17 protein-coding genes are annotated in these 25,081 nt (G+C 63.2%); 16 read left to right on the plus strand and 1 reads right to left on the minus strand.

Going from position 1 to position 25,081, the window contains the following annotated elements:
* The 11 genes from BSIN_RS10690 to BSIN_RS10740 all read left to right on the plus strand — a co-directional run.
* Positions 1–1,388, plus strand: a 1,388-nt coding sequence (locus tag BSIN_RS10690) for a DUF1302 domain-containing protein (RefSeq protein ID WP_143757410.1), incomplete at its 5' end; no start/stop codon positions are given.
* Positions 1,389–1,413: 25 nt separating this feature from the next.
* A complete protein-coding gene (locus tag BSIN_RS10695) occupies positions 1,414–2,763 on the plus strand; it encodes a DUF1329 domain-containing protein (protein WP_089340474.1) in 1,350 nt (449 codons plus the stop codon).
* 76 nt (positions 2,764–2,839) lie between these two features.
* Entirely contained in the window at positions 2,840–3,952 is a 1,113-nt protein-coding gene (locus tag BSIN_RS10700) for a WD40/YVTN/BNR-like repeat-containing protein (protein ID WP_256583746.1), read from the plus strand.
* Positions 3,949–6,348, plus strand: a complete 2,400-nt coding sequence (locus tag BSIN_RS10705; RefSeq protein ID WP_089340476.1) for an efflux RND transporter permease subunit — start codon at positions 3,949–3,951, stop codon at positions 6,346–6,348. The genes BSIN_RS10700 and BSIN_RS10705 overlap by 4 nt, the downstream gene beginning before the upstream one ends.
* Before the next feature lie 42 nt (positions 6,349–6,390).
* Complete coding sequence (locus BSIN_RS10710; protein ID WP_089340477.1) at positions 6,391–7,140, plus strand: electron transfer flavoprotein subunit beta/FixA family protein; 750 nt, start codon at positions 6,391–6,393, stop codon at positions 7,138–7,140.
* A gap of 53 nt (positions 7,141–7,193) precedes the next feature.
* The gene (locus BSIN_RS10715; protein ID WP_089340478.1) at positions 7,194–8,129 is read left to right on the plus strand and encodes an electron transfer flavoprotein subunit alpha/FixB family protein; all 936 of its coding nucleotides are present in this window, start codon (positions 7,194–7,196) and stop codon (positions 8,127–8,129) included.
* Positions 8,130–8,179: 50 nt separating this feature from the next.
* Entirely contained in the window at positions 8,180–9,598 is a 1,419-nt protein-coding gene (locus BSIN_RS10720; RefSeq protein WP_089340479.1) for a coniferyl aldehyde dehydrogenase, read from the plus strand.
* A gap of 234 nt (positions 9,599–9,832) precedes the next feature.
* Positions 9,833–11,395, plus strand: a complete 1,563-nt coding sequence (locus BSIN_RS10725; RefSeq protein ID WP_369828167.1) for a class I adenylate-forming enzyme family protein — start codon at positions 9,833–9,835, stop codon at positions 11,393–11,395.
* 141 nt (positions 11,396–11,536) lie between these two features.
* Positions 11,537–13,096, plus strand: a complete 1,560-nt coding sequence (locus BSIN_RS10730) for a long-chain-fatty-acid--CoA ligase (protein ID WP_089340480.1) — start codon at positions 11,537–11,539, stop codon at positions 13,094–13,096.
* A gap of 10 nt (positions 13,097–13,106) precedes the next feature.
* A complete protein-coding gene (locus BSIN_RS10735) occupies positions 13,107–14,249 on the plus strand; it encodes an acyl-CoA dehydrogenase family protein (RefSeq protein ID WP_369828168.1) in 1,143 nt (380 codons plus the stop codon).
* 35 nt (positions 14,250–14,284) lie between these two features.
* Positions 14,285–15,901: a GMC family oxidoreductase gene (locus tag BSIN_RS10740; protein ID WP_256583739.1), complete on the plus strand. Its 1,617-nt coding sequence runs from the start codon at positions 14,285–14,287 to the stop codon at positions 15,899–15,901.
* Positions 15,902–16,023: 122 nt separating this feature from the next.
* Here the strand turns inward: BSIN_RS10740 and BSIN_RS10745 are convergent, their stop codons facing one another.
* Positions 16,024–18,615, minus strand: coding sequence for a winged helix-turn-helix domain-containing protein (locus tag BSIN_RS10745; RefSeq protein ID WP_256583740.1), 2,592 nt, complete (start codon positions 18,613–18,615; stop codon positions 16,024–16,026).
* Positions 18,616–18,917: 302 nt separating this feature from the next.
* On the opposite strand from BSIN_RS10745, the gene BSIN_RS10750 reads away from it, so the two are divergent.
* From BSIN_RS10750 to BSIN_RS10770, 5 genes are all read left to right on the plus strand, one after another.
* Complete coding sequence (locus tag BSIN_RS10750) at positions 18,918–20,123, plus strand: acetyl-CoA C-acetyltransferase (RefSeq protein WP_089340514.1); 1,206 nt, start codon at positions 18,918–18,920, stop codon at positions 20,121–20,123.
* Positions 20,124–20,130: 7 nt separating this feature from the next.
* A complete protein-coding gene (locus BSIN_RS10755) occupies positions 20,131–21,039 on the plus strand; it encodes an enoyl-CoA hydratase-related protein (protein ID WP_089340483.1) in 909 nt (302 codons plus the stop codon).
* Positions 21,036–22,007 carry an NAD(P)H-dependent flavin oxidoreductase gene (locus BSIN_RS10760; RefSeq protein WP_089340484.1) on the plus strand — a complete coding sequence of 324 codons (972 nt, stop codon included), beginning with the start codon at positions 21,036–21,038 and terminating at the stop codon, positions 22,005–22,007. Before BSIN_RS10755 ends, BSIN_RS10760 begins: the two co-directional genes overlap by 4 nt.
* A 93-nt stretch (positions 22,008–22,100) precedes the next feature.
* Entirely contained in the window at positions 22,101–24,248 is a 2,148-nt protein-coding gene (gene fadB / locus BSIN_RS10765) for a fatty acid oxidation complex subunit alpha FadB (protein WP_089340485.1), read from the plus strand.
* A gap of 37 nt (positions 24,249–24,285) precedes the next feature.
* The gene (locus BSIN_RS10770; protein ID WP_089340515.1) at positions 24,286–25,068 is read left to right on the plus strand and encodes an SDR family NAD(P)-dependent oxidoreductase; all 783 of its coding nucleotides are present in this window, start codon (positions 24,286–24,288) and stop codon (positions 25,066–25,068) included.
* Positions 25,069–25,081 lie beyond the last annotated feature (13 nt).

Raw genomic sequence — 25,081 nt, forward strand, 5'->3', positions numbered from 1 at the left:
TCCGATCACATCGCCGGCTGATCACCGTCCGAACAGGGTGGGGGAATTTTACTTCGACACTTCTGGGGAAATTACGTCCGACGTTGACAAACTTCGGCGAGAGCTTGTTTATCCCGGGCGTCAACCAATATCAAGTGTTGGACGTGACCGCGCTGCGTCAGCCCGGCACGCTGCTGAAGGAGGCGATCCTGCCGGTGCCGCAGATCTCGGCCAACCTGGGGCTGGGCGGTGGCAAATCGATCGAGGCGTTCTACCAGTTCCAGTGGCGACGTAGCGCCATCGACGGTTGTGGCACCTACTGGTCCCCGGCCACTGCGCTGAACTGCACGCCAGGTTCCATCCTCGTGGACGGCAACGGCACGTCCCCTTCGCAGCAGGCCTGGGGCGGCATACCGAACTATCAGTTCTCCAGACTACCCGACAAGACGCCGAGCAATAGCGGCCAGTTCGGCATCGCCTTCAAGGATATGGTCGAGTCGATCGACACTGAGTTTGGCGCCTACTTTGTCAACTACGCTCCTAAAGTGCCGAATTTGTCTGCTGTGCGCCGCGCGGCGGGGCAGCCAGACGCCATCCAGCATCCGGCTGGTTCGGTCTACGGCTTGCCACCGGCGATCACGGGTCTGATGGCGCAGAACGCGTCGATTTACTGGGACTACTCGGCCAACAACATCAAGGTGCTGGGGCTAAGCGCGTCCACCGTGCTGGGCGGCTGGTCGACCAGCGCTGAGCTGTCCTTCACCAAGGGCTTCCCGGTTCAATTGAACCCGGTCGATAGCTTCCTCGGTCTGGCGCTTGACAATGGGCCGGCGGCCGGCGTGTTTGGCGGCACCGCCGCGAAGGACATGCCCGGCTACGAACGCAAGAACAAATTGCAGATCCAGCTTTCGACGACAAAGGTGTTTTCCCACGTGCTTGGCGCCGCGAGCGCCTCCTTCGTCGCAGAAGCGGCTTACCAGCGTTGGAACGGTATCGGCGATCCCTACACCGGCCTACGCTACGGGCGAGGCTTCGAGTTCGGCGCCGCGCAGCACGCCAGCTTTGGCGGCGCTTGCCCGGCGGCGGCGACCAATGCCGGCAACTGCACGCAGGACGGCTATTTCACCAGCAACGCCTGGGGCGTGCGCGCGATGATCGAACTCGAGTATCCGAACCTGATCCCGAACGTGGTGGTCAAGCCGCGTTTGTTCATCTCGGAAGACGTGAAGGGTTGGTCGGCCGACGGCGTTTTCAGCCAAGGGCGTTATGCCATTACCCCAGGCGTGAAGTTCGAGGTAAACAAAAAATACACACTGGACCTGAGCTACACGCATTTCAATCCCAATGCCCGCTTCGACAGCTTTCATGATCGCGACTTCGTTGCGGCCGTGCTGACGGCCAGCTTCTGAGCGCTCTACACCGGAGACAGAATCCATGTACCGTATCACTACCCCTGTTCGCTTGGCCAGTGTCGCGCTGCTGGCACTGGCAGCGCAGATAGGCGCGGCCAAGACACCGGCCGACCAGATCGCTCGTCTCGGCAAAGAACTTACACCCGTGGGCGCAGAGCGAGCCGGCAACAAGGACGGCACGATTCCCGCCTGGGATGGCGGTATCGCCAAACCCCCCGCGGGGTTCGACCCAGCCAAGGGATTGATCGATCCCTTTGCCGCCGATAAGCCGCTTTACACGATTACTGCTGCGAACGCCGGCCAGTACAAGGACAAGCTCGCCCCCGGCCAGCTCGCGTTGCTCAAGCGCTATCCGAGCTACCAGATCAGGGTTTATCCGACGCGGCGCTCGGCGGCTTATCCGGAAAGTGTCTACAACGCCGTCAAGGCCGAAGCCGGCACGATTGATATCGCCAACGAAGGCAATTCAGTCACCGGCGTGGAAAGCAGCACCGTGCCTTTTCCGGTGCCGACCACTGGCGTGGAGGTGATCTGGAATCACGCCTTTCGCTATCGCGGCCGCACGATGATCCGCTATACGACGGAATTCCCGGTGGATACCAACGGTAGCTTCACGCCGGTCAGACGCCATGAGGAAACCATTTTCGGTAACGGTATGAAGGACGTGCCGAACGTGCTGTTCTACTTCCTCACCACATGGGAGGCTCCGTCGTCGATCGCGGGCGAGGCTTTGCTCGCGCACGACTTCATCGACCAGGTGAAGCAGCCACGCGCCGCATGGCTTTACAACCCTGGCTCGCGTCGCGTGCTGCGGGCGCCGGAGGTGGCCTACGACACGCCGCGTACCGGCGTTGACGGCCTGTCGACAGTGGACGACTACGACGGTTTCAACGGCTCGCCCGATCGCTTCGACTGGAAGCTGGTCGGCAAGCGCGAAATGATCGTCTCGTACAACAACAGCAAGCTTACCGACAAGAGCCTCAAGTACAAGGACATCGTTAAGCCCACCAACATCAATCCGGATCTGCTGCGCTACGAGTTGCACCGGGTATGGGTTGTCGAGGCGACGCTTAAGAAAGGCAAGAGCCATATCTACGGCAAGCGAGTGTACTACGTCGATGAGGATAGCTGGCAGATCGTGCATGCCGACCTCTACGACGGCCGTGGCGAGCTGTGGCGCGTGATGGAAGTGCATGGTGCTCAGTACTACGATGCGCCGGCCTATTTCGTGGCAGGCATCGCGGAGTACGACCTCCAGGCGCGCCGCTACGTCACCAGCAATCTCACCAACGAAGAGAAGCCGATTCAGTTCAATGTGGCACTGAAACCGTCTGCCTTCACGCCCGACGCGCTGCGTCGCGTGGGCAACTGAGGCAACCATGCGGAACTCGGAGTGCACGTTCGCGACCCGCTTTGCAGGCCGTGCAGCACAGACTGCCTTGCTTGTTGTGCTGGCGCTGTCCGGTGGTGCGTGGGCGCTCGGGCAGACGGTCACACCGACGGCGACGCCGCTTGATTTGCTGGACACACCGGCTCCAGCCACCCGCAACGGTGCCCGCAAGCTGCTCGTCGACGTGACCCAGGCCGGCAAGCGGCTGGTGGCCGTTGGTGATATGGGTCTCATTGTGCATTCCGATGACTGGGGCGTCAGTTGGGCGCAGTCGCCGTCGCCGACCTCGGTGATGCTTACCGCTGTTGCGTTTGCGGATGAGCGCAACGGCTGGGCGGTCGGCCATGACGGCGTGATTCTTGCCACGTTGGACGGTGGTGCCACTTGGCGACGCCAGTTCGACGGCAGGCAGGGAGATGCGCAGATGCTGGCCGCCGCGCGCGCGTCGCTTGAGCGGCTGCGTGCTGTACCGAATGTCGACGAGAAACGGCGCGAGCAGGCCGAGGATGCCGTCGCTTCCGCCGAGCAGTCGATTGCGGCGGGGCCGTCGCGCCCTCTGCTGGGTGTGCGGTTTTTCGATGCCGCGAACGGTTTTGCCGTCGGTGCGTTTGGCCAGTTGTTCGAAACCGGGGATGGCGGACAGCATTGGGACTATATCGGTGACCGGCTCGATAACGGCGAGGGCCTGCACCTTAACGGTATTACGCTGACCTCCGACGGCGACGTGCTGATCGCCGCAGAAGCCGGTGTTGTGTTCCGTTCGCGTGACCGGGGTCATACTTGGTCGCGCGGCCATACCGGCTACAACGGCTACCTATACGGTGTGCTTGCGCTGCCCGGCTCCGTGCTGTTGGCTTACGGCTTCAAGGGCCATGCATTCCGCTCGGTCGATGGCGGCCAGCGCTGGACGGCGGTGCGTAGCGGCACCGACAAAACTCTCGTTGCCGGTGTCGTGCGCAGCAACGGCATCCCGTTATTGGTCGACGAGGATGGGCAACTGCTGACCAGTAGCGACCAAGCTCAAGCGTTCCGTCCTGTCGGCGCGCGCCTGTCGCAGCGTCGTCTTAGCGGCCTCGCCCTGATCGGTGCGAGTGCCAAACTATCAGCCGTGACGGTAGGACTGGGCGGGGTCCGCATCCACCCGCTAGCGTCGCAAGGAAGCCAACAATGACGACGGTGCAGCCCCCCCCAAAAAAACCCGGCTGGACTGCGCGTATCGAGGCTTTCGCGGCGCGGATGTTATTCGATCATCGGCCGCTGTGGCTGATGTTTTTTGCGCTGGCTTCGGCGGTGCTGCTGTGGCAGGCCACGTTGTTGCAGCCTGATGCGAGTTTTCGCAAGATGGTGCCGTCCCACCACCCGTTCATCTTGAACAGCCTGCGCTTCGAGAACGAACTCAGGCCACTGGGCAACACCATTCGCATCGCGGTGGAGGCGACCGACGGCGACATCTACAACTCCCGCTATCTCGAAGTTCTGCGCGAGATTACCGACGAGGTGTTCTACATCCCCGGCATCGATCGCGGCAACTTGCGCTCGCTATGGACACCGAACACGCTTTGGTTCGAGGCTGCGGAGGATGGGCTACGTTCGGGTAAGGTGGTTCCGTCCGACTATGGCAGCCTGGGCGCCAAGCGCGATGCGGATATCGTGCGCGAGAACGTCGCCAAGGCCGGGCTGGTCGGCAGCCTGGTGGCCAACGATCATCGGTCCAGTGTGATTGTGGCGCCGCTGCTCGAAAACGATCCGGATACTGGACAGAAGCTGGACTATCAGCGTTTCTCGCAGCGGCTCGAAAAGCAACTGCGAGCCAAGTACGAGCGCAAAGGCGTTCGCATCCATATCGTCGGCTTCGCCGAATTGGTTGGCCAACTGATCCAGGGCACTGCCTCGATCGGAATGTTTTTCCTGGTCACCGTGGTACTAACCACGTTGCTACTGTGGGCCTATTCGCGCTGCTGGCGCAGCACACTGGCGACCATCGCTTGCTGTCTGTTAGCGGTGGTGTGGCATCTGGGTTTGATGCATGCGCTCGGGTTCGGCCTCGATCCGTATTCGATCCTCGTGCCTTTTCTTACTTTCGCGATCGGCGTGTCGCATGCGGTGCAGAACATCAATACCTTCGCGAGCGAAACCGTTCAGGGGGCCGGCAAGATGGCGGCGGCCCGTGCCACCTTCTGCCTGCTGTTCGTGCCGGGCACCGTGGCGCTGCTATGCGACGTGGTGGGTTTTTCCACCTTGCTGACAATCGATATCGGAGTGATCCGGGAACTGGCCATTAGCGCCAGTATCGGTGTGGCGGTGATCATCTTCACCAAGATGTTCCTGCTGCCGGTTGCGATGTCGTATGCCGGCATTTCGCGCGCCGGTCTGCGCGCGGCGCAGCGCCGCGCGCAGGGGCGGCATCGGTTGGCACATGCGATTTCGACGCTCGCGCAACCGCGACGTGCCTGGTTGGTCGTGGGACTGGCCGCCATGATGACGGCGGGCGGCCTCACGCTGAGTCGTCAACTGCAGGTCGGCGATCTGGACCCCGGGGCCCCCGAGCTTCGGCCAAACTCTGTATATAACCGCGACGTCGCTTTCTTCACCCGACACTACGCTACCAGTGCCGATGTCTTCGTCGTGATGGTCACCACGCCGCCCGATGCGTGCGGCGCCTATCCGAGCGCTGCGGTGGTGTCGAGGTTGCAGTGGGCGCTGGAGGAGACGCCCGGCGTGCAGGGCACGTTGTCGCTTTTCGATTGGATGAAGCAGATCATCGCCGGCACCTATGGCGGTAACCTGAAGTGGGCCACGGTCACGCGCAACCGCTACATCTCGAATGCTGCGCACAAGGGTATTCCGGCCGCGTTCTACAACAACGACTGCTCGATGCTGCCCGTCATCGCGTACCTGGATGACCATAAGGCAACGACGTTGAAGGCGGTGGTGCGCACGGTCGAATCATTCAACGCGCGGTACCCCGACATCCACGCCAAAATCCTGTTGGCTGCAGGCAATGCCGGCATCGAGGCGGCCACCAACTCGGTGGTCGAACAAGCCTGGCGACCCATGTTGTTGCTGGTGTACGGCATCGTCGCAACGCTGTTGCTGCTGGAGTTCCGCTCGGTGCGCGTGATGTTGTGCCTGCTCATACCGCTCGTGATTACGTCGATCCTGTGCGAGGCCGTGATGACTCTGATGGGGCTCGGTGTAAAGGTGGCCACGCTACCGGTCATCGCGTTGGGCGTGGGCATCGGCGTGGACTACGGTATTTACCTGTACAACCGGCTTGAGCTATTTCTGGCGCAGGGCCTGCCGTTACGAGAGGCCTACTTCGAGACAATGAAGACAACCGGTCTCGCGATCGCTTTTACCGGCGTCACGCTGGCGGTTGGCGTGCTGACGTGGATTTTTTCCGACATCAAGTTCCAGGCTGACATGGGGCTGCTGCTGACCTTCATGTTCTTATGGAACATGGTGGGCGCGGTGGTACTGATTCCGGCGCTGGCGGCATTAACAGGGTTGGGACGCCGGTCGCATCAGACAACGGCTGCGGCGCTGGCGATCGATGGCGAGCGCTAAGGTCCGGCGAACGCCTTATTGGGGATTCTTATTGGAACGGACATGAAAGTACTAGTCGCGGTCAAGCGCGTTGTCGACTTCAATGTGAAGGTTCGCGTGAAGTCGGACGGCAGCGGTGTCGATCTTTCCGGCGTCAAAATGAGCATGAACCCATTCGACGAGATCGCCGTGGAGGAGGCGGTCCGCCTTAGAGAAGCAGGCGTGGCGGACGAGGTGATCGCCGTCTCGTGTGGCGTTTCGCAGTGTCAGGAAACGTTGCGTACCGCTATGGCCATCGGAGCCGATCGCGGCGTCCTGATCGAGACTGACGAGGATCTGCAACCGCTCGCCGTGGCCAGACTGCTTAGGGCACTGGTCGACAAGGAGCGACCGCAACTGATCATCGTGGGTAAGCAGTCGATCGACGACGACGCCAATCAAACAGGCCAGATGCTGGCCGCGCTGGCGGGTTTGCCGCAAGCCACGTTTGCCTCCAAGGTGCAGATTGCCGACGGCTGGGCCTCGGTGACGCGGGAAGTGGACGGCGGTCTGGAGACGTTGTCGGTCAAGCTGCCGGCCGTGGTCACGACCGACTTGCGCCTGAACGAGCCGCGTTACGTGACGCTGCCGAACATCATGAGGGCAAAAAAGAAGCCGCTGGAAACGATCAAGCCGGAAGACTTGGGCGTGGACGTGGCGCCGCATCTGAAGACACTCAAGCTTGCCGAGCCGCTCGGGCGCGGCGTTGGCGTGAAGGTGCCGGACGTGGCCACGTTGGTGGCCAAGCTCAAGACGGAAGCCAAGGTGTTATAGGCGGTCATCCACGACACGCATACCTCCGAAGCACACTGAACAGGCAGATCAAGATGACCGCGCTCGTTATTGCTGAACACACCCATCAAACCATCAAGGCCGGGACGCTGAGCGTCGTGACGGCTGCGCTGCAATGCGGCGGCGACGTCCATGTGCTGGTGGCCGGCGCAGATTGCGGCGCGGCGGCGCAAGCCGCTGCGCGCATCGCGGGCGTGACCAGAGTGTTGGTGGCCGATGCATCCCATTTTGCAGATGGCTTGGCCGAGAACGTTGCCGAACAGACGCTTGCCGTTGTCGGCGGCTACAGCCATATCCTGGCGCCCGCCACCGCCTATGGCAAGAATATCCTGCCGCGTGTGGCTGCAAGGTTGAACGTTGCGCAAGTCTCCGACATCACCAAGATCTGTAGCCCGGATACCTTCGAGCGTCCGATCTATGCCGGCAACGTGATCGCCACGGTGCAGTCGGATGACAAGGTGAAGGTGATCACCGTGCGCGGCACGGCATTCGATCCGGCCGCCGCCACCGGCGGTTCGGCCGCTATCGAGAGTCTGACGCCGGTGGCCGATGCCGGCATTTCGCAATTCGTCGCTCGTGAAGTGACCAGAAGCGATCGCCCGGAGCTGACCGCTGCAAAGACTGTCGTGTCGGGCGGTCGCGGCCTGGGTTCGGGCGAGAACTACGCCAAGGTGCTGACACCGCTTGCCGATAAGCTGGGGGCGGCGCTCGGCGCTTCGCGTGCCGCCGTGGATGCCGGTTTCGTACCAAACGACTATCAGGTTGGCCAGACCGGCAAGATCGTCGCGCCGCAACTGTACATCGCCGTGGGCATCTCGGGCGCGATCCAGCACTTGGCCGGTATGAAGGATTCCAAGGTGATCGTGGCGATCAACAAAGACCCGGAGGCGCCGATATTCCAAGTGGCGGATTATGGTTTGGTGGGCGACCTGAATATCGTGGTGCCGGAGCTGGCGGCTGCTTTGGACTAGTTACAGCATGCCCGCCTGATAGCCGGTCACGCATTTGCCGAGGAGTCGACATGAAGAATGAACCGCATGAGTTCGCAACGCTCGTTTCGCTTTTGCAGGAGCAACGGGCTGCCTACCAACGGGCGCCTTACCCGGAATGGCGCGAGCGTGCCGAGCACTTGCGCCTGTTGCGCGCGATGCTGCTCGACAACCAGGACGCTATCGCCGAAGCCATTCATGCGGACTTTGGCCATCGCGCGAAGCTGGAAATCCAGATGTCAGAGTTCTGGTTGTCGAAGGAGGAGATCAACGATGCGCTCAAGCATGGCAAGCGGTGGATGAAGGCGCGCAAGCGCCCGATGAACAAATGGATGCTCCCGGCCAAGGCGTGGTTGATGCCGCAGCCGCTCGGCGTAATCGGCATCATCGCGCCGTGGAACTATCCGTTGCTGCTCGGCGTGACGCCGCTGATCGGCGCGCTTGCCGCAGGTAACAGGGTGATGCTCAAGTTGTCCGAATTGACGCCGCGCTTTTCGGCACTGTTCGAGACGCTGATCGCCAAGACTTTTGCACGCGATCACGTGGCCGTGGTGAATGGCGATGCGGGCATCGGAGCAGTGTTCTCAAGCTTGCCGTTCGATCATTTGGTATTTACCGGGTCAACGAATGTGGGCTGTCATATATTGCATGCGGCGGCCGACAATCTCACGCCGGTCACACTCGAACTCGGCGGCAAGTCGCCAGCGATCATTGGCCCTGGCGCGCGATTCGACGCGGCCGTCGATTCGATCATGAGCGGCAAGCTGCTCAATGCCGGCCAGACGTGCGTTGCGCCCGACTATGTGCTGTTGCCGAATGGGCAGGAACGTGCATTCATCGAGCAAGCGAGTGCCGTCGTTGCCAGGTTGTATCCAGACTTCGCAAACAATCGTGACTTCACTTCGATCATTTCCGATCGCCATTTCGCCCGTCTTCAGCAACTCGCCAACGAGGCGCAGAATGCCGGTGCGCAACTCCATCCGCTGGCAGACGGTACGAAAACCCAGGTGCCGCGTCGCTTCACGCCGACCATCTTGACGAGTGTGCCAGATCACGCAGCCGTGATGCAGGAGGAAATATTCGGGCCGCTGCTGCCGCTCGTTCCCTATGACAGGCTGGAAGATGCGATTGCGTATGTCAATGCGCATCCGCGTCCACTCGCACTGTACTTGTTCGAGGAGTCGCAGCGCATCATTGATCGTGTGATGCGTGAAACGATTTCGGGCGGTGTGTCGGTGAACGAGACGCTGATGCATGCAGCGTGCGGGTCGCTGCCGTTCGGCGGTGTCGGGCAAAGCGGCATGGGCGCTTACCACGGTTACGACGGATTTGTGACCTTTTCAAAGATGAAGCCGATTCTGGTGCAGCCGCGTTTGAACGGCCGCCGTCTGCTTTCGCCGCCATACGGTGCGCGTTCCGCCGCGCTGGTCAAATTCATGCTCAAGGTTTGATTGAATCGGGACGCGCAAGCCGTGCCGGCCGTGTTGAACAGGGCAGTGGCGGCCTGATCGGATTTCGTCGCTTTCGACGATGCCGGCGATCCCACGATAGCGCAAGATCAAGGTGCGACGCGGCACCGCGCCGTACAGGGAGAGATAAGCGATGGCAGGTCCGATCGAAGGGCTGAGAGGCGTGGGCGGCAAGATGATGGCGTGCGTGCTTCAGACATTGGAGGTGGTGCGGGGATGAAGCTGCACCTCACCCAGGCCCTTCACCGTGCGTTGCAGCAGCATTCGGACGATGAAGCCACTTGTTTCGCCGCACGGCGCCAGACTTACCGGCAACTGTATGAACGAGTCGCGCATCTGGCCGGTGTACTGTACGCGTTGGGCGTGCGTAGCGGTGAGCGTGTCGGACTGCTGGCTCTCAATAGCGATTGCTACTTCGAGCTCCTGCTCGCGATCTGGTGGGCTGGCGGCGTGGTAAACCCCGTGAACACGCGCTGGAGCGTGGCCGAGATTGTCGACTCACTGGACGATTGCGACACCCGCGTGCTGTTCATCGACGATGCGTTCACACCGTCGTGCGCGACGATCCGCGGCACGTCGAGCGCTCTATGCACGCTGGTGCATTTCGGCGAGCAAAGCGTGCCGGAAGGCGCGCTGCGGCTGGACGATCTCCTGCTTGACGCGCGCCCCATGGCCGACGCGCTGCGCAACGGCGGCGATCTCGCGGGCGTGTTCTACACGGGCGGCACCACCGGGCGGCCCAAAGGCGTGATGTTGAGCCACGAGGCGCTCGTCACGAATTCACTCATCTCGCTACTGGCCGTGCCGTTTACGGGCGGCGAGTCGCTGCTGCACAGCGCGCCGTTGTTCCATCTGGCCGGATTGTCGTTCGCGCTGCGTGGGTTGATGAACGCCTGCCGCCAGGTGTTCCTGCCCACCTTCACACCCGATGGCGTGTTGCAGGCGGTTAAGACGCAGCGCGTCAGCCATCTGATGCTGGTGCCGACCATGTTGCAAATGCTGGTCGACCATCCGGGCATTCACGCTGCCGATCTGGCCAGCGTGCGCTGGGTCGGCTACGGCGCATCTCCCATTTCGGAAGCATTGCTCGATCGCGCGTTCGCGCTGCTTCCCGAGGCCGAATTCGTGCAGGGATACGGGATGACCGAGCTGTCGGCCGGGGTGAGCTATCTCACCAGCACATATCACACGCCCGAAGGCCGCAAGCTCGGCAAGCTGACTACGGCCGGGCGAGCGCTGGCCGGCGTGGACGTGCGCATCGTTGACGCGCACGGCCGCGACGTGCCGCGCGGTCAGGTCGGCGAGGTTGTCGTGCGCAGTCCCTGTGTGATGCAGGGCTACTGGAACCAGGCCGGGCTTACCACAGAGGTGTTGCGGGCTGGCTGGCTGCATACCGGCGATGCGGCGCGCATGGATGAGCAGGGCTTTATCACGATCGTCGACCGCCTCAAGGACATGATCGTCAGCGGCGGCGAGAACGTGTACTGCGCCGAAGTAGAGAATGCGCTGGCAGGGCATTGCGCAGTGGCTGCCGTGGCGGTGATCGGTGTCCCCAGTGTCGAGTGGGGGGAGGCGGTACATGCAGTGGTGGTGAGAAACAAGGATGCATGGGTGGAAGCCGCGGAACTGCAGGCGCACTGTCGTTCGGTCATCGCTGGCTACAAATGTCCGCGCAGCATCGAGTTTGTCGATGCCTTGCCTGTCTCCGGGGCCGGCAAGGTCATGAAGCACACACTACGCGAGCCGTATTGGCGAGACCATGATCGCCGGGTGGTCTGACAGATGATGCGTCTGCGCGGCGCCTTCGGCGTACCGATGGGGCGGTGTCCGGATCGCGCATGGAGGATGGAGGGGAGCCACTTCGCGGGCGCGAGCAACCGAGTGAAGAAAAAGGGTAGGCAAGACTAGGAGGCAACAAAGATGTATCTCACCCAATCCCTGCACAAGGCGCTGCGAGAGTGCCCGGAGGCGACCGCCGTGGTTTGCGGCGCGCAGCGCGTCACCTTTCGCCAGTTCACCGAACGTGCGACGCGGCTGGCCGCAGCATTGCGCAATCTCGGCATGCGGCCGGGTGACCGAGTGGGCATGTTGAGCCTTAACTCGGCCCGCTACGTCGAGTACTTGTATGGAGTGTGGTGGGGTGGCGGTGCCGTCAATCCGGTCAACATTCGATGGAGCGCCAAGGAGGTGGCTTATTCGCTGGACGACTGCGATACGCGAATCCTGCTGGTCGACAAGTTCTTCTCGGCCCAGGCCAGTGCGTTGCGCGAGCTATCCCAATCGCTACGGACGCTGGTGTACTGCGGCGACGACGAGGTACCCGACGGCATGGTCGGTTACGAACAGATCGTGGCCGAGTCCGAACCCATGGACGACGCATCGCACGGTGGCGATGAGCTCGCGGCGGTGATGTACACCGGCGGCACCACCGGTATGCCCAAGGGTGTGATGCTCTCGCACGCCAACCTCTACATCAATGCGCTGAGTGCAGTGGCGGCGGTGCCGCGGCCAAGCGGCAAAAAGGTGGGATTGGTGGTCGCGCCGTTCTTCCATGTCGCCGGCTGCGGGCTTTCGCTGCAGATGATGCAGCGCTTGATGACGCAGGTGGTGATACCGATGTTCGACGAGCCGACCATCCTGCAGTCTATCCAGGACGAGCGTGTCACCGAGACCTTCATGGTGCCGACGATGATCAAGCGACTCATCGAGCATGCGCGCTTTGCGGAGTTCGATTTGAGTAGCCTGCAAATGATGCTCTACGGCGCAGCGCCCATCGACGCCGCACTGCTGGCGCAGGCCATGAAGGCACTGCCCCGGGCCGAGTTCTGCCAGGCTTATGGCATGACGGAATTGGCCCCGACCATTTCGGTGCTGCTGCCCGCCGACCACCTGCCTGGTCCTGACCAGGCCAGGCGCCTGCGTTCTGCCGGCCGGCCAGTGCCGATCGCTGAGGTGCGTATCGTGGATACGGAAGGCCGCGTGCTGCCGCCCGGTGAGGTGGGCGAGATCAGCGCACGCGGGCCGATGGTGATGCAAGGTTACTGGAACAAGCCCGAGGAGACTGCGCTCGCGCTGAGGGACGGCTGGATGCATACCGGGGACGGCGGCTACATGGACGCCGAAGGGTATCTCTATGTGGTCGACCGCCTGAAGGACATGATTGTCACCGGCGGTGAGAACGTCTATTCGGCCGAGGTCGAGAATGCAATCGCCCAGCTGCCGCAGGTTTCGATGTGTGCCGTGATCGGCGTGCCCGACGATCAATGGGGCGAGCGTGTGCATGCGGTAATCGTGCTGCGTCCGGACGCCGAGCTCGACGAACATAGCGTGATCACGCATTGTCGCGGTCTCATTGCCAGCTACAAGTGCCCGCGCAGTATCGAGTTCCGCAGCGAGCTGCCGTTGTCGCCGGCCGGCAAGCTGCAGAAGTTCATCCTGCGCGAGTCGTTCTGGGCGGGTCGCGCGAGGCGCATCAACTGAGGACATAACCGTGGATTTCCGTCGTTTGTGGGCCGATGAAGACATCGACCTTTACCGTGATTCGGTCGCTCGATTCATCGAAACCGAGATGATCCCTGCCGACGAGGCTGCGCGTCGCCACGGCAATGTCGGGCACGCGCTGTGGCGCAAGGCTGGCGAGCTGGGTTTTCTGTGCGCTGACATTCCCGAGGAGTGGGGCGGTGCCGGTGGCGATTTCCGCCATGAGGCAGTGTTCTGCGAGGAGATGGCGCGCCGCGGTCTCACGGGCATGGGGAGCTCGGTGCATAGCATCGTTGCGCACTACCTGCTCAACCACGGTACTGACGAACAAAAGCGCCGCCTGCTGCCGCGCATGGCCCGCGGCGAGCTGGTCGGCGCCATCGCGATGACCGAGCCCGGCGCTGGCTCCGACCTGCAAGCCGTGCGCACTCGCGCTGAGAGATGCGACGACGTCTATGTCATCAACGGCTCCAAGACCTTCATTACTAACGGGTTGCTTGCCGGCGTGGTGCTGGTGGTGGCCAAAACCGATCCGGCTCAGGCCGCGCGCGGCACCTCGATTCTCATCGTCGAGACGCAAGACTGCGAGGGCTACCGTGTAGGCCGCGTGCTCGACAAGCTCGGGCTTAAGGCACAGGACACGTCGGAACTGTTCTTCGACGATGTTCGGGTGCCTGTATCCAACCTGCTGGGCGGCCGGGAGGGTCAGGGTTTCTATCAACTCATGAGTGACCTGCCATACGAGCGGCTCACCATCGCGGTGCTTGCGCAGGCGGGTGCCGAAGGCGCTTTCGAGGCCACGCTGCAGTACACGCGAGAGCGTAAAGCTTTCGGCAAGCCGATCGCCGAATTGCAGAACACGCGTTTCAAGCTCGCGGAGCTTGCAACCCAGCTCAAGGTCGGCAGGACCTTCGTCGATCGCTGTGTCGAACAATTGGTCGCCGGCACGCTGGATACCGCCACCGCTTCGATGGCCAAGCTGTGGGCCTCCGAGATGCAAGGCAGGGTGGTCGACGAATGCCTGCAATTGTTCGGCGGCTATGGCTATATGAACGAATACCTCATCGCCCGCATGTACGCCGACGCGCGGGTACAGCGCATCTACGGCGGCACCAGCGAGATCATGAAGGAAGTGATCTCGCGGGCGCTTTAACCGTTGTCATGCCGGTAGCGTCGAGAGGACCAGGGATGGACGGGGACGCGTTCGATTACATCGTGGTGGGCGGTGGCTCGGCTGGCTGCGTACTGGCGGGCCGCCTGAGTGAAGACGACACCGTCAATGTGGTGCTGCTGGAAGCAGGAGGCCGCGGCGATGGCTGGATCATCAACACGCCGGCGGCGCTGGTGGCGATGTTGCCGACGCGGCTTTGCAACTACGCATTCAAGACCGTGCCGCAGCCCGGCCTGAACGGACGGCGTGGTTACCAGCCACGGGGCAAGGCGCTGGGCGGCAGTTCAGCCATCAACGGAATGATCTATACGCGTGGCCATCGCTCCGATTACGACCATTGGGCTTCACTGGGCAACCCTGGCTGGTCCTACGACGAGCTGCTGCCATATTTTCGGCGCAGCGAGCACAACGAACAGTTTGACGACGCTTTCCACGGTCAGGGTGGCCCGCTGAACGTAGCTCGGTTGCGTACCGACAACCCCTTTCCCCAGTACTTCCTCGAAGCGGCCATGCAATGCGGCGTGCCGTTGAATGACGACTTCAACGGCGCTGAGCAGGAAGGGGTTGGCCCGTTTCAGGTGACGCAGAAGAACGGCGAGCGTTGCAGTGCCGCACGCGCGTATTTGCTACCCCATCTCGGCATCCGCGGCAACTTGCATGTGCGCAACGGCGCGCAGGTACTGCGCATCGTGTTCGAGGGTAGGCGAGCGGTGGGCGTGGAATGCCTGCAGGGCGGCCGGCGGTACACCCTGCGGGCGCGCCGCGAAGTGCTCCTCTGCGCGGGTGCCTTTCAGTCGCCGCAGTTGCTGATGTTGTCTGGCGTCGGTCCAGGCGAGCAATTGCGTGCGTGCGGTATTCGGGTGCTGCACGATCTGCCGGGTGTCGGCGAGAACCTGCAGGATCATCCGGATTTCATTTTCAGCTATCGCGCGCGGCGCCATCCCGACCTGATGAGTCTCATGCCCAGCGGTCTGCTGCGCATCGCACGCGGCGTGGCCCGTTATCGCCGCGAGCGGCGCGGCCCCATCACCAGCAACTATGCCGAGGCTGGCGGGTTTCTCAAGACCAACCCCGACCTGGCGGCGCCCGATGTGCAATTGCACTTTCTCGTTAGCATAGGCGACGATCATGGCCGCAAGTTGCATGTGTCGCATGGCTACTCCTGCCATGTCTGCATGCTGCGGCCCGCGAGCCGTGGGCGCGTGGGCTTGTATAGCGGCGATCCTTTGCAACCGCCCCGCATCGATCCCGAGTTTCTGTCGCACCCCGACGATCTGGACACATTGGTCGCCGCTTTCAAGCTGACGCGCCGGCTGATGGACGCACCGGCATTGGCGCAATGGCGCTGTAGCGATCTCTTTACCTCCGGAGTCGAGAGTGACGAGCAGATCCGCGCCGTGCTGCGCGAGCGCGTAGACTCGGTTTATCACCCGGCCGGCACCTGCCGCATGGGAAGCGACAAAGCCGCAGTGGTCGATTCGAGTTTGCGCGTATGTGGTTTGCAAGGACTGCGGGTGGTCGATGCGTCGATCATGCCGACGCTGGTGGGTGGCAACACAAACGCACCCGTGATCGCTATTGCGGAGAAGGCGGTGGATCTGATCCGTGCGGCCGAGCGCGGAATCGACGGATAGGGGACACTTTTGCCGTACCATTTCCACTAGGCGGTGCGGCGTACATTCTCCAGCGCCGAACGTCGGGGGGAACTCTTCGGTGGCGGTGTCAAGGACCCAGCGGCCCGCTGACGTCAGCCGGATCACCGGATAATCGACAGCTTCCTCGCGATCGCCACCGCCTGCGTCCGGTTCTTCGCGCCAAGCTTCATGTTGATGTTGCGCAGATGTGTACGCACGGTACTGTCACAGACGAACAGCTTCTCGGCCAATGCGCTGTTGGAGTAGCCCTCGGCCAGCAATTGCAGCACACGGGTTTCCTTGTGTGTCAGCGGTTCGGCCAGCACGTCGGCGGGGAGGGCAGTTGCAACGGCTTCGGCTTCGAGCAGCGGCGTTGGGCCGGCGGCGGCAATCAGGCGCTGCAGGTAGTCGTCGAAGAGAGGGTCCCCGCCATGCGGCGCGCCGTCGTTGGCGCGCCGTGCATGCAGCCGGTGTAGCAGCAGACCGATGGCGTCGCCTTCGTCGAGGATGAGCCGCATGAAGCCTTCAGAGCAGGCTTGTCGCAGGACGGCGGCTATGCCCTGCAGCGCGCCGGAGAGATCGCCGCAGCGCTGCAAGGCCATTGCTTGCAGTACCCGCAGCTTGAGTGCACGGCGGCGGCATGCACCGGCCTCGGCCTCGGCCAGCTCATGGGCAATGTGCGGCAAGGACGCCTGCGCATCGCCGAAACGGATGTTCCACCGCAGGTTGCCGATGGCTATATCGTCGGTCTCGTGCGCAGGCAGACGCTGATGCGATACGCGCGCCCATAGTTCAGGGTCATTGGCGCGCTCCAATTCTTCACGCGCGTCCTGGGCCTTGCCCTGCAGCATGAAGATATGTGCGCGCTCGAGCCTAGCGCTGCACACGACGCGAGGCAAATGGCGATGGTGGCCCAGATACTCCAGCTCTGTCAGCACACGCACGGCCGCGTCGATGTCGCCTCGAAAGAACGCAATGCGCGCCCGCATCGAGTGGCTGGCGATCATATGGTCGGGCAGACTGACGTCCCGTGCCAGCGGCAGGTAGATGTTGAGCCAGTGCTCGGCCTCCTCGAGCTGATTGGTTTCGTAGATGGCCGACGCATACAGCACACCGGCCCAAGCATTGCCGCTGTAATGCTGATAGCCGTTGCCGTGCGCATCGCTGAGCAGCACCATGCGCAAGCGTGCGGTAGCTTGGCGCAGCTGGCCTTCCTGCAGGTCGAGAAGACCTTCCATCGCCTCGGTGTAGGCGCGCACGAAGTCGCTGGTGCCGCGGCCGGCGCGCGCGGCGTCGAGCAGGCGGTGGGCTTCAGAGCTTTCTCCCATGACCGAAGCCACGCTGGCCATGGTGTTGATGAGAACGCTGTCGGCAAAGGGCTTGCAACTGGGCAGCCGGCGCATGCTGTCACGGCCGATTGCATAGGCATCCTCGTAGCGGTCCAACATGGCCAGCAGTAGCGGTCGCAGCGCGTTGAGGTGGGCATGTACGTCGGCGGAATCGCTGCGCCATTCCTCTGAGCGATCCAACTGTGCCATCGCCTTGCCTGCGCCTTGTGTGAAGCACGTCACCCATGCGGCTATGACCTGTAGCAGCGGGTGTCCACGCAATGCAGCTTCCGGGATGGCCGCGAACCAGCGAGCCATCAAGCGCAAGCGGCCCTGCGAAAGAAAATTTTCGGCATGCTGTGCCAGCAGGTTCAACGCATGCGGGAGGTCGCCGCCGTCGATGGCGTGATCGATGGCCGGCACGGGCCGGCCGGCAGCCTCGTACCAGCCGGAGGCCAACAGGTGCAGCCGCGCGAATTCGTCCGGATGCTGCCTATGCAGTTGGGCTTGCAGGAAGTCCGCGAATAGACGGTGGTAACGCCAAGCCGGCTCCGTGTCGCCCGAGAAACTCTGTACCGGCGTGAGAAAGACATTGGCGACCTCCAACTCGCCGAGCACGCGTGCGCAGTTCGCGCTCGGATCGAGCGCTTGGCACAGCGGCGTGGTCAATTGACGCAGGATGCTGGTGCGCAGCAAGAACTCGCGTACCTCGGCGCTTTGATGCGCGAGCACGTCTTCTGCGAGGTAGTCGGCGATGGCGCGGTGCGATCCGGAAAAGCGAGCGACGAAATCGCCGCTCTCGTCGTCCGTCGCGTAACGCTCCAGCGCTATCGACGCTAGCCACAGCGCCGCGACCCAACCTTCGGTCTTGTCATGCAACTGAGCCAACGCCCGCGGCGCCAGCGGCATGCCGCGACGGCAAAAGAACTCGGCGGTTTCTTCGACGCTGAAGCGCAAGTGTTTAGCATCCACCTCGACGAGTTGGCCGCGTGCGCGAAGCCGGCCCAGTCTCAGGTCGGGCAGCACGCGCGAACCGATCACGAGGAGTCCCAGGCGCGGCAGGTGGTCGATAATCTCGCGCACCAAGTCAAGCACGGCGGGTTCCTGGAGCAGTTCGAAGTCGTCGAAAAACAGCACGAACGGTGCGGGGTAGTGCTCCAGCGCTTCCATCGCGTGAGCCGTCGCTGTGCCGAAATCATCGTCACCGGCGATACGCGCTACCGCCCGGCTCAGGCCAGCAAGAAAGCGCGGTGCGTCGTTGTCGGCCCGGTCCAGCGTGAGCCAGGCAGTGCCGATTCCCTCTGCCTCGAAGCGTGCGCAGCTCTGCAGCATGGCCGTGGTTTTGCCAAATCCGGCGGGCGCATGCACCACCACCAGTTTGGCCATGCCTGCATGGCAAATGCGCTCGCATACCCGTGAGCGCAACATGTGGGTCGGTAAGGCGTTCGGCGGGCTGAGCTTGGCCCACAGTGCCGAGCCGAGAGGGCTGGTAGTCGCTGACATCAATAGGCGCTTAGAACGGCCATCGCGAACGACAAAGTGGACATCACGCGGACGCACATCTCGATCGTCGGGCAGACAAAAACTCAATTAATCGATATATATCCTGCGACCAACGGTTTGTCTATCGGTGATTTCCGTCGCTTCCGACGATGTGCGCGGCGCCGCACGTTTTTATACTGCATCGCATGAACGACGTATATATCTACGATCATGTCCGCACGCCGCGAGGCAAAGGCCGGCCCGATGGGGCGCTGCACGAGGTAACGCCGGTGCGGCTGGCGGCCGGCGTGCTGGCTGGCCTGCGCGAGCGCAACGGCTTCGATGCAGACGCCATCGACGACGTTGGTTTTGGCATCGTGATGCCGGTGGGCGAACAGGGCGCGGACCTGACACGCTATGCGCTGCTCGCTGCGGGTTATGGCGACAGCGTGGCGGGCTATCAGCTCAACCGCTTCTGCACGTCGGCGCTCGATACGCTGAAATACGGTCATGCACTGATTGCGTCCGGCCAGGCCGAAGCGGTGATCGGCGGCGGCACGGAATCAATGTCACGCGTGGCGCTGGGCAGCGACGGTGGCGCGGCTTACACCGACCCCGAGATCGGGCGGCATCATCCTTACATTCCCAACGGCGTGGCGGCCGATCTGATGGCGGCGCTGGGCGGCCACACACGCGAGGCGCTTGACGCCTACGCAGCGCAGAGTCAGCGTCGCGCGGCCGTGGCGCAGGCGCAGGGCCGTTTCGCGCGCTCGTTGCGGCCAGTGCGCGACATGATCGGCGAACTGCTGCTGGAGCATGACGAGACCATCCGCCCGAACACCACAGCCGCTGACCTGGCGAAGCTTAAGCCGGCTTTCGCGGCAATCGGGGCCGAGGGCTTCGACTCGATCGTGTTGCGGCGCTATGCGCAACTTGCTGGATTCGAGCATGTGCATACCAGTGGTAATTCGAGCGGCATCGTCGACGGCGCTTGCGCCGTGCTGCTTGGCAGCCGCGCGTTCGGCGCTCGTTACGGCATCGCGCCGCGCGCCCGCATCGTTGGCAGTGCGAGCTGTGCTTCCGAGCCGCTACTGAGCCTGGGTGGTCCGATGCCGGCCACCCGGCGAATCCTGCAAACCGCCGGCATGACGGTGCGCGACATCGATCTGTTCGAGGTGAACGAAGCCTTTGCGGTAGTGCCGCTGGCCTACATGCGGCATTTCGATCTGGACCCCGAACGGGTCAATGTCAACGGCGGCGCCATCGCGCTGGGTCATCCGTTGGGCGCGACGGGCGCGATCCTGCTGGGCACTGTGCTTGACGAGCTGGAGCGCCGGAATCTGGCAACCGCGCTGGTGACACTCTGTGCGGCCGCAGGGCAGGCGACAGCCATGGTGATTGAAAGGGTGTGAGGCAGGCATGCAGGGCAACTTGAATTTCGAGACGGGCGCCGATGGCGTGGCCATGGTTGTGCTGTCCGTTGCGGGCCATGAGGCGAACTGCTTTACCGCGGGTTTCGCGGTCGATCTCGCAGCGGCGGTGGAGGAACTGGCCATGCGAGAGGACATCGTCGGCGCCGTGATTACGTCGGGTCGCAGCAATGGCTTCATGACTGGCGCACGCGTCGACGATCTGTTGGCCGGCTGCGATGCCGGCGTCACGGCCGCACAAGTGGCGGCGCTGGTCGCTCCAGTGAATGCCACCTTTCGGCGGATCGAGCGTTGCGGCAAGCCGGTGGCCGCAGCAATCAACGGTTTGGCGCTGGGCGCTGGCTTCGAGCTTTGCTTGGCATGCCACTACCGCGTACTGGCCGACGACGATCGCTGCGTGGTCGGACTGCCGGAGGTACAGGCGGGGCTGATTCCGGGAGGTGGCGGCACGCAGCGGCTGCCGCGCTACATCGGCATCGAGCGTGCATTGCCGCTCATGCTCACGGGGCGCGCCGTGGTGCCCGCCGAGGCGCTGTCGCTGGGCCTGGTGGATGCGGTGGTGCCGCACGAGCAATTGGTGGAGGCGGCGCGCCGCTGGGTGCTCGCCCATCCCGGTGCGCGGCAGCCCTGGGACGTGAAGGGCTACCGCGTGCCCGGCGGCGCTGGCGCGTTGGCACCGCATGCGGCCGCCAGTTTCGGGATCGGCCTGGCACGCCTGCGCCGCGACACGCAGGACCTGGCGCCTGCGCCGCTGGCGCTGCTGTCGGCCGTGTACGAAGGCACGCAGTTGCCCATTGACAGTGCGTTGGCGCTCGAAGCCAAGTTCTTCGGCCGCCTCGTCACCGATTCCGCCGCGCGCGAGCCAGTGCGCGGTCGACCGCAAGGAAGCCAAGCATGAAGACCCGTGTGACCGAGCTGCTCGGTATCGAGTACCCCATCATCCAAGGCGGCATGATGTGGGTGGGCGTGGCGGAACTGGCTGCGGCCGTGTCCAATGCCGGCGGCCTGGGCATCCTGACAGCGTTGACGCAGCCCACGCCGGGCGACCTGCGCCGCGAGATCGAACGCACACGCTCGCTGACGAACAAGCCTTTCGGCGTCAATCTCACGATCCTGCCTTCGGTGAAGCCGCCCCCTTATGCGGAGTATGTGGACGCCATCATCGACGGCGGCGTCAAGATTGTCGAGACCGCAGGCAACAGCCCCAAGGAATTCATCGGCCGCTTTAAAGCGCACGGTATCCGGATCGTGCATAAATGCACCACGGTACGTCATGCTCAGTCCGCCGAGCGTAATGGTGTGGACATTGTCTCCATCGACGGGTTCGAATGCGCGGGTCATCCAGGCGAGGACGACGTCGGCGGCCTCGTGCTGATCCCGGTGGCGGCGCGTGCATTGAACATCCCTGTCGTCGCTTCCGGCGGCATCGCAGATGGCCGGGGCATGGCTGCCGCGCTGGCGCTGGGAGCCGAGGGAGTGAACATGGGAACGCGCTTCTGCGTGACGCGTGAGGCTCCCATTCACGACAGCATCAAGCAGGCGATGGTGCGCGGCGACGAGCGCGACACCAGGCTCGTCTTCCGCACGCTGAAGAACACCGCACGCGTGTTTCGCAACGCCATCGCTGACGAGGTGTGCGCGATCGAGGGTAGACCCGGTGGCTGTGAGTTCGAGGATATTCGGCCGCTGGTGCTCGGTTCGCGCGGCCGCGCCGCGCTGCAAAGCGGTGAGATCGACGGTGGCGTCATCACCGCGGGCCAATGCATCGGACTGATCGATGACGTGCCCAGTTGCGCCGAACTGCTGCAGCGCATGGTGACGGAGTGCCGCGAGCGGTTGCGCTTGATGTCGCTCATGGCTGGCTAGGTAAGGTTTGCTTATTTCGTCGCTTGCGACGATGGCCGGCCGGCGGTGGCCTTCTTAGACTGGCTACCTATGAAATCAAGCAGGGAGATCCTCTTGTTCCAGGGCGAAAGCATTCAATTGAAGGTGCTCGACGAAGGTTTCGTCGAGCTGTGCTTCAACCGCGACAGCGATGCCATCAATAAACTCGATGGCCGCACGGTCGACGAATTCCGCCAGGCCACCGAGATTTTGGCTGCGGCGCCCGGTGTGCGCGGCGTACTGGTCACGAGCGCGAAGGATGTGTTCATTGTCGGCGCCGACATCACCGAATTCGGCGAGATGTTCAAGCAAAGCGCTCAAGACATGACTCGCGACGTGCTGGCCAAGAATCAGATCTTCGTCGCTTTCGAGGATCTGCCTTTTCCGAGCGTGGTGGCAATCAACGGCTTCGCATTGGGCGGGGGCCTGGAACTGGCACTCGCCGCTGCATACCGCGTCATGTCCACGACCGCCCAGATTGGCGTTCCCGAGGTCAAGCTCGGTTTATTCCCCGGCTTCGGCGGTACGGTGCGGCTGTCGCGCGTGGCAGGCGCGGCGACGGCGGTTGACTGGGTCGCAGGCGGCAAACCGTCATCTGCCGTCGCAGCTCAAAAGGCGGGCGTCGTGGACGAAATCTGCGAACCCGAGGCTTTGCGCGACACCGCATTAAGGCTGCTGCGCAGCGCGGCTATTGGTGAGCGGGACTGGCGTGCGCAGCAGGAGCGCAAGCGTGGGCCGTTGCCGCAGCCTGAAGGCGAACTGCGCACGTGGTTCGAGACGGCGCTTGCCGACGTCGCGCGCCGAAGCCCCAAGCATCAGCCGGCCGCCGTGATGGCGGTGCGGATGATGAGTCGCGCGGTGTTATGTACTCGCGCCGATGCATTGAAGCTCGAGGCCGAGGCTTTTGGCGAGGTCGCCAAGACCCAGGCGGCCGGCGCGCTGGTGCAGGCCTTCCTGAGCGATCAGGCGCTAAAGAAGCTGTTCAGAAAGCATGCGAAGAGCGCCCACCCGATAAAGCAGGCCGCTGTGCTGGGCGCTGGCATCATGGGCGGCGGCATAGCGTACACCAGCGCGTTGCGCGGCATCCCGGTGCGCCTGAGGGATATTGCCCAGACCCAGCTCGAATTGGGCATGAATGAGGCGACCAAGCAATTGGCCAAGCAGGTGAAAGCCGGCCGGCTGACGCAGCAGAGAGCTAACGCGCTGTTCGCCACCATTCACCCGCAGCTCGACGACAGCGGCTTCGAGACGGTGGATGTGGTGATCGAAGCCGTGGTGGAGAACCTGGACGTGAAGCGTCGGGTGTTGGCCGCACTCGAAGGCGCGGTGCGTTGCGACACGGTAATCGCCTCCAACACCTCCAGCCTGCGCATCGACGATATTGCGCAGGCGATGGCACGTCCCGAGAATTTCGTCGGCATGCATTTCTTCAACCCCGTGCCGGCGATGCCGCTGGTCGAAGTGATCAGAGGCGGCAAAACCAGCGAGGCCGCCGTGTCCACCGCTGTGGGCTATGCGCTGGCGATGGGCAAGACGCCCATCGTCGTGAGGGACTGCCCGGGTTTTCTGGTCAACCGCATCATTACGCCTTACGTCAGCGCGTTCCTGCAACTGGTGGCCGACGGCGCAGACTTTACCGAGGTCGACCGCGTGATGGAGGCTTTCGGCTGGCCGATGGGGCCGGCCTATCTGCAGGATGTGGTGGGCATGGACGTGGGTGCCCACGTCGGCGACGTGATCTGCGCCGGCTACCCGGACCGCATGCTGCCGGTGGCGCGCAATGCCGTCAAGCGGATGGTCGAGCATGGTCGCTACGGTCAGAAGACCAGCCTGGGCTTCTACCGGTATGAGCCCGACGCCGCCGGCAAGCTCAGCAAACGTGTTGCGCCCGATGCGCAAGCGCTGATTGCCGATTTGCAGCCGCCGGGCCCACGTCACTTCGCCGACGAGGAGGTGATCGAGCGCATGATGCTGCCGATGATGGTGGAGGCCGCGCACGCGCTTGAGGAGGGGGTGGTGGCCACGCCGGCCGAACTCGACATGGCGCTGATGCTGGGCATCGGCTTTCCAGCCTACCTGGGAGGCGCGCTCAAATATGCCGATTGGTTGGGCTTGGAGCGCGTGGTGTCACTATGCGGCAAATACGCGAGCCTCGGCCCTGCCTACACGCCGACGCCGCGCATGCGCGAGATGGCCGCGCAGGGCCTGCGCTACTACGCATGACTGAATGCGGCGTTTCACGACCATAAGGATGTTCGGTATGAAAATTGATTCCTCCGTCAGCGCCGTCATCACCGGCGGTGCTTCCGGCCTCGGAGCTGCCACGGCACGTCGTCTCGCGGCGCAAGGCGCGAAGGTTGCGTTGTTCGATCTCAATATCGAGCAGGGCGAAGCGCTTGCGCGCGAGCTCGGCGGCGTGTTCTGCAGGGTCGACGTGACTAGCGACACCGAGGTCGATGCCGCGTTCGCGAGGTCGCGCGCGGCGATCGGCCAGGAGCGCGTGCTGGTCAATTGTGCTGGCACCGGCAACGCCATCAAGACCGCCAGCCGCGACAAGACTAGTGGCGAGATCCGGCACTTCCCGCTGCCGGCCTTTGACAGGATCATCCAGATCAATCTCGTCGGCACTTTCCGTTGTATTGCCAAGTCGGCGGCCGGCATGCTCGCTCTGGAACCGTTGGCCGATGGCGAGCGCGGCGTGATCGTCAACACGGCGTCGGTGGCAGCCGAGGATGGGCAGATGGGGCAGGCGGCCTACTCGGCCTCGAAGGCCGCCATCGTCGGCATGACGCTGACCATCGCCCGCGACCTGATGGGCGAAGGCGTGCGCGTCAACACCATCCTGCCGGGCATCTTCGACACGCCGCTGCTGCAAGGCGCGGCTGAGAATGTGAAGGCCGCATTGGCCGCCTCGGTGCCATTCCCGAAGCGGCTCGGCGATCCGGCCGAATACGCGGCGCTGGCCGAATTGATGATCACCAACGGCTATTTCAATGGCGAAAGCGTGCGACTCGACGGGGCCATCCGCATGGCGCCGCGATGAATGCCATATCGGA

Source organism: Burkholderia singularis (assembly GCF_900176645.1).
GTDB lineage: Bacteria > Pseudomonadota > Gammaproteobacteria > Burkholderiales > Burkholderiaceae > Burkholderia > Burkholderia singularis.